Origin of the sequence: Stenotrophomonas testudinis (assembly GCF_024499815.1) — a bacterium.
Taxonomy (GTDB): Bacteria; Pseudomonadota; Gammaproteobacteria; order Xanthomonadales; family Xanthomonadaceae; genus Stenotrophomonas.
On record NZ_JAMOKY010000045.1, the window covers coordinates 22,556 to 29,544 of the forward strand.

Here is a 6,989-nt window from a genome sequence, read left to right on the forward strand (position 1 = left end):
GCGGTTCACACCACGCTGCCCGCGGCATGGCCGCTGGCCCAGGCCCACTGGAAGTTATAGCCGCCCAGCCAGCCGGTCACGTCGAGCACTTCGCCGACGAAATGCAGGCCGGGCACGCGCTTGGATTCCATCGTGGCCGACGACACCTCGGCGGTGTCCACGCCGCCCAAGGTGACCTCGGCGGTGCGGTAGCCCTCGGTGCCGCTGGCCACCAGCGGGAAGGCGCCCAGCAGCTGCCCGGCCTGGCGCAGCACCGGTTCGTCCAGCTGCCGCACCGGGCGGTCCGGCAGCCAGTGTTCGCACAGGCGCTGGGCCAGGCGCTTGGGCAGCACCTCGGCCAGCACCGTGCGCAGTTCGGCCGCCGGGCGGTCGCGCTTCATCTGCCGCAGCCACTCGGTCGCGTCCTGGCCCGGCAGCAGGTCCAGCTCCAGTGCATCGCCGGGTTGCCAGAACGAGGAGATCTGCAGGATGGCCGGCCCGCTGACGCCCCGATGGGTCAGCAGCATGAAGTTCTGGAAGCTCTTGCCGTTGCAGCGCGCCTCGACCGGCAGGGCGACGCCGCTGAGGTCGGCCAGTCGCTCCTGGTGGGTGCCACTGAGGGCCAGCGGCACCAGTCCGGCGCGGGTGGGCAGCACCTGGTGGCCGAACTGGCGGGCCAGCTCATAACCGAAGCCGGTGGCGCCCATGCTCGGGATGGACAGGCCGCCGGTGGCCACCACCAGCGAGGCGCAATGGAACAGGCCCTGGCTCGTGTGCACGCGGAAGCCATCGCTGCCGTGCTCGATGCGCTGCACGCTGCAGTCGGTGCGGATCTGCACACCCGCGGCCTGGCACTCGTCCACCAGCATCTTCACGATCTGCTTGGACGAGATGTCGCAGAACAGCTGCCCCAGCTCCTTCTCGTGATGGGCAATGCCGTGCTTGTCCACCATCTCGATGAAGTGCCACGGCGAATAGCGCGCCAACGCCGATTTGCAGAAATGCGGGTTGGCGGAGACGAAGTTGGCCGGGGCGGTGCCGGTGTTGGTGAAGTTGCAGCGGCCACCACCGGACATCAGGATCTTCTTGCCGACCTTGTTGGCATGGTCGATCACCTGCACGTGGCGGCCGCGCTGGCCGGCGGTGATCGCGGTCATCAGGCCAGCCGCGCCGGCGCCGATGACCAGCACGTCGCGGCGGATCGTGCTCATGCCTTGGCGCGCTTGCGCCAGTTCGGAATGATGTCGAGCTGCATCTGGTCGTTGATGATCTGCACTTCGCCATCCTGGATCAGCACGCTGAACCGCATGGCGCGCTGGATCTGCTGGCCCCACTGTTCGACGAAGGCGCCGTCGAGGTCGACCACCGACAGGTTGTCGAAGCGGGCCAGGGCCTTGCCCTGCTTGTTCCACCAGATCTCGGAGGCATTGCCGCCGTAGTTCACCACCTGCACCTGCCGGCTGCGGTTGCAGGCCTTGCGGATGCGCGATTCATCGGGGTGGCCCAGGTCGATCCACTGCAGGATGTCGCCGGTGTAGTCGTGGTTCCACAGGTCCGGCTCGTCGTCGGTGCTCAGGCCGCGGCCGAACTCCAGGCGGTCGTCGGCGTTGAGGGCGAAGGCGAGCAGGCGCACCATCAGGCGTTCGTCGGTCTCCGACGGGTGCTGGGCCAGGGTCAGGTTGTGGGTCGCGTAGTAGCCGCGATCCATGTCGCTGATCTGCAGCTCGGCCTTGCGGATGGTGGCGGTGAGGGCCATGGGGAATCCGTGCACTAAAGACGACCATGATAGAGGTTTGCCCGAAGGGTGTCCGTGGTCGGGGTGTCTGCCGGACGTCAACGGTGGCACTCTGGCGGCGCTTTCCCGCCCGCAACGACCGCGCATGACCCGTTCCCGCATCCGCCGCCTGCGTATTGCCGATGCCGACTTCGTCTGCAGCGTGCGCGCGTCCGCAGCCGGCGTGGTGCCTGCCAGCGTGGTGTTTGCCGCGTACGCGCCCGGCCGCCGGCTGCGCATGCGCTTCAGCAGCGCGCCGGCACAGGGGCGGCCGGCCGGCGACGCCGGGTTGGACCATGGCAGCCTGCGCACGGCTGACGGGCGCTGGATCAACCTGCATCTGCCTGCGGTGATGCAGGCGCTGGTGCTGGCGGCGCTGGCTGATGGCAGCGGCGACGGCAGGGAGCGGGATGGCTGGCGGGTGCTGGATGCGGCCGCGTTGCCGTCGCCTGGGGCGGTCGCGCCATGATCCTGCCCAGCCGCCTGCAGCTGCCGCCGGGGGACTGGCCGTGCCTGCTCGACGGGCTGTGCGCGCGTTTCCCGCGGATCGACCGTGCGCAGTGGCTGGACCGGTTCCAGCGCGGCCGCGTGCAGGACGCGCAGGGCAGGGCACTCGCGGCGGACCAGCGCTGGCAGGTCGGGCTGGAGATCCTGTATTTCCGCGAGGTCAGCGCTGAGCCGTCCATTCCGTTCAGCGAGCGCATCCTGTACCAGGACGCGGACCTGCTGGTGGCCGACAAACCGCATTACCTGCCGGTCACCCCGGCCGGCGGCTACGTGCGCGAAACCCTGTTGGCGCGGCTGGTGGCGCACACCGGCAACGCCGGCCTGGTGCCGCTGCACCGCCTGGACCGGCTCACGGCCGGGCTGGTGCTGTTCTCGCAGCGGCCGGATTCGCGCGATGCCTACCAGCGCCTGTTCCGCGAGCGGCGCATCGACAAAACCTACGAGGCGCTGGCGCCGGCCTTGCCGGACGTGCAGTTCCCCTTGCAGCGACGGAGCCGGATCGTGGCCGGCGAACCGTTCTTCCGCATGGCCGAAGTGCCGGGCGAGGCGAACGCGCGCACCGAGGTGGAGGTGATGGCTGCCGACGGGGCGATCTGGCATTACCGGCTGCGGCCGGAAACCGGGAGGAAGCACCAGCTGCGCGTGCACATGGCGGCGCTGGGCGCGCCGATCCTTGGTGACGATCTCTATCCGCAGCTGTTTCCGGCCGTGGACCGGCTGCAGGCGCCTCCGTTGCAGCTGCTGGCGCGGGCCCTGGCGTTCCAGGACCCGCTGAGCGGGGAGCGGCGGGCGTTCAGCAGCGAGCGCATGTTGCAGGTGCCGGAAAGGCGCTGATCAGCGCGGTTGGAGCCTCACGGCTTCACGCGGGCCAGCCAGCGGTCCAGCTCGGCGGCGAACAGCTGGCGGTCGCGCTGGCCCAACGGCGGCGGGCCGCCGGTCTGGACGCCTGCGCCGCGCAGTTCTTCCGTGAAATTGCGCATCGACAGGCGCTCGGCCATGTTGTTGGCGGTGTACAGCTGGCCGCGCGGGTTCAGGGCGACGGCCTTCTTTTCCAGCACCAACGCGGCCAGCGGGATGTCCTGGGTGACCACCAGGTCGCCGACGGCCACCCGTTCGACGATGGCGCTGTCGGCCACGTCCAGGCCCTGTGGCACCTGGATCGAGCGCAGCCAGCGCGAGGGTGGGGTGCGGATCCACTGGTTGGCGACCATGGTCAGCTCCAGGCCGACCCGCTCGGCGGCGCGGAACAGGATGTCGCGGATGACGCCGGGGCAGGCGTCTGCATCGACCCAGATCCTCGGTCTTCCGTGTTCAGCTTGGGTTTCAGCTTCAGTCATCTACCCAGTGTAGGGTAGGAAAATCCTGAATGGGGACTCGGGTTTAGCCTCGATCCGGTGCCAAGCCTTGCCACGCCTGGCGGGGCAGGCGACGCGAATGAATGTCAGGGCTATCGCTTTTTCCCCAAAAGACGCGTATCGTTCGACCCACTGTGTTTGCTAGGGTCACCGTGAATCGTGGCCTGGTGCAGTTGATCTCACGATCCGCTCATCGATCCGCTTTACCAACGCCTGCAACTCAGTCTCGGCCCCGATTCCCGGTGGCTGCGATTTTTTCAACATGTGTTTCAGGAGTTAGTCAAATGTCTGATCGTCAGACCGGCACCGTCAAGTGGTTCAACGACGCCAAGGGCTTCGGCTTCATCACCCCGGAAAGCGGCCCGGACCTGTTCGTGCACTTCCGTGCCATCCAGGGCACCGGCTTCAAGACCCTGCAGGAAGGCCAGAAGGTTACCTTCATCGCCGTTCAGGGCCAGAAGGGTATGCAGGCTGACCAGGTGCAGGCGGTCTAATCCGTCTGCTACCGTTTGGTAGCCAGAAACGCCGGAAGCGAAAGCTTCCGGCGTTTTTTTATGCGCGCAACGCACACACCGGCGCGCGGTACGATGCGCGCTCCCCCTAGGAGCCCGCCCATGCGCATCGTCCACCACCTGGAAAATTCCCGTTCGCTGCGCGTGCTGTGGATGCTGGAAGAGCTGGGGCTGGATTACGAGCTGCGCCGCTACCCGCGTGACCCGAAGACGCTGCTGGCGCCGCCGGGGCTGCGCGAGGTGCATCCGCTGGGCAAATCGCCGGTGCTGCAGGAGGGGGATCTGGTGCTGGCCGAGTCCGGGGCCATCCTCGACTACCTGGCCGACCGCTACGACACCGATCGCCAGCTGTCGCCCGCGCCGATGCCGGCCGAGGCTGCCGAGCGCATCGACTACCGCTACTGGCTGCATTACGCCGAAGGCTCGGCGATGCCGCCGTTGCTGCTGACCCTGGTGATCGGCCGCATCCGCAGTGCGCCGATGCCGTTCTTTGCCCGCCCGATCGCCCGCAGCATTGCCGACAAGGCCGAGCGCAGCTTCATCGGCCCGCAGCGGCGCCTGCACCTGGAGTGGATGGAGCGGCGCCTGGAAGAAAGCCCGTGGTTCGCGGGCGACCGTTTCACCGCCGCCGACATCCAGATGAGCTTCCCGATCCAGGCCGCCGCAGCCCGCGGTGGCGGACTGGACGACAAGCCGGCGCTGCGCGGCTTCCTCGCGCGCATCGGCGAGCGCCCGGCGTACCAGCGCGCCGAGGCCAAGGGCGGCGCCCTGCAGGCCCTGCGCGGCGATTGAGGCGCGGCCCCGTCGCCCCCATCCTGTGCGGATGGATACCAACGCTCCCCGTTTCGACAACCGCCTGCTGACCGCCCTGCCGGGCGACCCCGAGAGCGGCCCGCGCCGCCGCGAAGTGCGCGGTGCCGCATGGTCATCGGTGATGCCGACGCCGGTCGCCGCGCCGACCCTGCTGGCCTGGTCGCCGGAGGTTGCCGCGCTGCTCGGCTTCGAGGCGGCCGACGTGCAGGACGATGACTTCGCCGAGGTATTCGGCGGCAACGCGTTGTACGCCGGCATGCAGCCGTGGGCGGCCAACTACGGCGGCCACCAGTTCGGCCACTGGGCGGGCCAGCTGGGCGATGGCCGCGCGATCTCGCTGGGTGAACTGGTGGCCGCCGATGGCCGGCACTGGGAGCTGCAGCTGAAGGGCGCCGGGCCGACCCCGTACTCGCGCGGCGCGGATGGTCGCGCCGTACTGCGCTCGTCCATCCGTGAGTTCCTGTGCAGCGAAGCGATGCATCACCTGGGCGTGCCGACCACGCGCGCCCTGTCGCTGGTCGGTACCGGCGAAGACGTGGTGCGCGACATGTTCTACGACGGCCACCCGCGCGCCGAACCGGGCGCCATCGTCTGCCGCGTGGCGCCATCGTTCATCCGCTTCGGTACGTTCGAACTGCCGGCCTCGCGTGGCGAGACCGCGCTGCTGAAGCAGCTGGCCGATGCCTGCATTGCCCGCGATTTTCCCGAGCTGCAGGGCGAGGGCGAGGCGCTGTATGGCGACTGGTTCGCGCAGATCGCGGTGCGCACCGCCGAGCTGATGGCGCACTGGATGCGCGTCGGTTTCGTGCACGGGGTGATGAACACCGACAACCTGTCCGTGCTGGGCCTGACCATCGACTACGGCCCGTATGGCTGGGTGGAGGATTACGATCCGGACTGGACGCCCAACACCACCGACGCCCAGGGCCGCCGTTACCGCTTCGGCACCCAGCCACAGGTGGCGTACTGGAACCTCAACCGGCTGGCGCAGGCGCTGTCGCCGCTGTTCGCCGACGTGCAGCCGTTGCAGGCGGGGCTGGCCGCGTTCCAGTCCACGTTCGTAGCCTGCACCCGCCGCGATGCCGCGGCCAAACTGGGCCTGGCGGCCGCCGATGACGAAGACCTGCAGCTCTACCTGCGCTGGCAGCAGCTGCTGCAGGAAGGCGGGATGGACATGACCCTGGCCTGGCGCGCTCTGATGCGCGTGGATGCGGCGGCGCCGGATGTCGGGGTGCTGGATGCGGTGTACTACCACGACGCGCGCCGGCAGGCGGTGCGGGCGCCGCTGCAGCAGTGGCTGCAGGAGTACGCGGCGCGGTTGCGTGCCGATCCGCTGACGGCGGAGGCACGGCTGGCGAAGATGGCGGCGGCCAATCCGTTGTACGTGCTGCGCAACTGGCTGGCGCAGGAAGCGATCGACCGGGCGGAGCAGGGCGACCTGGGGGGCGTGCATGCGCTGCAGGACGTGTTGCGTGATCCGTACACGGAGCGGCCGGGGCTGGAGCACTATGCCGGCAAGCGGCCGGCGTGGGCGGATCACCGTGCCGGGTGCTCGATGCTTTCTTGCAGTTCGTAGGGGTGTTTTGCAGGGCTTGCAGCCCTGCACCTGCCGAGGCAACGTCAACGTCAAAAGCCAGAGCGGCATTCCGCGGGATGGCGGGGCACTGTGGGTTTGCGGGGACGGCGCAAGTACGTCCATGTAGCCTTGGTCGCCGCATCCATGCGGCTCACACCCCGCAAACCCACAGTGCCCAGCCTTCGACAGGTTCACGCGGCTGTAAGTGTCTGCCGACCGTTGGTCGGCACGGGGTCCGATATCGATGTCTGACGGATTTCATCCACGCATGGCGTGGATCTACTGTAGAGCCGCGCCATGCGTGGATGCTTTTCGATTTCAATTCGAAATGTTTGATTTCAAGCAGATGTGATCCACGCGAAGCGTGGATGGTCCAGCCGTCACCGGGAAATTGTCGGGGGTGGGGCGGTGGGGGGGGGGGGGGGGGGGGGGGGGGGGGGGGGGGGGGGGGGGGGGGGGGGGGGGGGGGGGGG

The 6,989-nt window shown here is 68.7% G+C and carries 8 protein-coding genes; 5 read left to right on the forward strand and 3 right to left on the reverse strand.

What is annotated here, in order from left to right:
• Positions 1-5: 5 nt before the first annotated feature.
• Positions 6-1,190 carry a BaiN/RdsA family NAD(P)/FAD-dependent oxidoreductase gene (locus tag NQ204_RS17585; RefSeq protein ID WP_256644533.1) on the reverse strand — a complete coding sequence of 395 codons (1,185 nt, stop codon included), beginning with the start codon at positions 1,188-1,190 and terminating at the stop codon, positions 6-8.
• Complete coding sequence (locus NQ204_RS17590; protein ID WP_116865125.1) at positions 1,187-1,735, reverse strand: YaeQ family protein; 549 nt, start codon at positions 1,733-1,735, stop codon at positions 1,187-1,189. The genes NQ204_RS17585 and NQ204_RS17590 overlap by 4 nt, the downstream gene beginning before the upstream one ends.
• 124 nt (positions 1,736-1,859) lie before the next feature.
• Between NQ204_RS17590 and NQ204_RS17595 the strand changes: the two genes are divergently transcribed.
• Positions 1,860-2,222, forward strand: a complete 363-nt coding sequence (locus NQ204_RS17595; protein WP_116865124.1) for a hypothetical protein — start codon at positions 1,860-1,862, stop codon at positions 2,220-2,222.
• Complete coding sequence (locus NQ204_RS17600) at positions 2,219-3,094, forward strand: pseudouridine synthase (RefSeq protein ID WP_116865123.1); 876 nt, start codon at positions 2,219-2,221, stop codon at positions 3,092-3,094. Before NQ204_RS17595 ends, NQ204_RS17600 begins: the two co-directional genes overlap by 4 nt.
• Before the next feature lie 17 nt (positions 3,095-3,111).
• On the opposite strand, the gene NQ204_RS17605 is transcribed toward NQ204_RS17600, so the two are convergent.
• The gene (locus NQ204_RS17605) at positions 3,112-3,597 is read right to left on the reverse strand and encodes a YaiI/YqxD family protein (protein WP_256644534.1); all 486 of its coding nucleotides are present in this window, start codon (positions 3,595-3,597) and stop codon (positions 3,112-3,114) included.
• Between the two features lie 302 nt (positions 3,598-3,899).
• Between NQ204_RS17605 and NQ204_RS17610 the strand changes: the two genes are divergently transcribed.
• The 3 genes from NQ204_RS17610 to NQ204_RS17620 all read left to right on the forward strand — a co-directional run bounded on the left by NQ204_RS17610 (position 3,900) and on the right by NQ204_RS17620 (position 6,516).
• The gene (locus NQ204_RS17610; protein ID WP_004153307.1) at positions 3,900-4,109 is read left to right on the forward strand and encodes a cold-shock protein; all 210 of its coding nucleotides are present in this window, start codon (positions 3,900-3,902) and stop codon (positions 4,107-4,109) included.
• 120 nt (positions 4,110-4,229) lie between these two features.
• Positions 4,230-4,919 (forward strand): glutathione S-transferase, encoded by a 690-nt coding sequence (locus NQ204_RS17615; RefSeq protein ID WP_116865121.1) that lies wholly within the window; start codon positions 4,230-4,232, stop codon positions 4,917-4,919.
• 31 nt (positions 4,920-4,950) lie between these two features.
• Positions 4,951-6,516 carry a protein adenylyltransferase SelO gene (locus tag NQ204_RS17620; RefSeq protein WP_116865120.1) on the forward strand — a complete coding sequence of 522 codons (1,566 nt, stop codon included), beginning with the start codon at positions 4,951-4,953 and terminating at the stop codon, positions 6,514-6,516.
• Positions 6,517-6,989 lie beyond the last annotated feature (473 nt).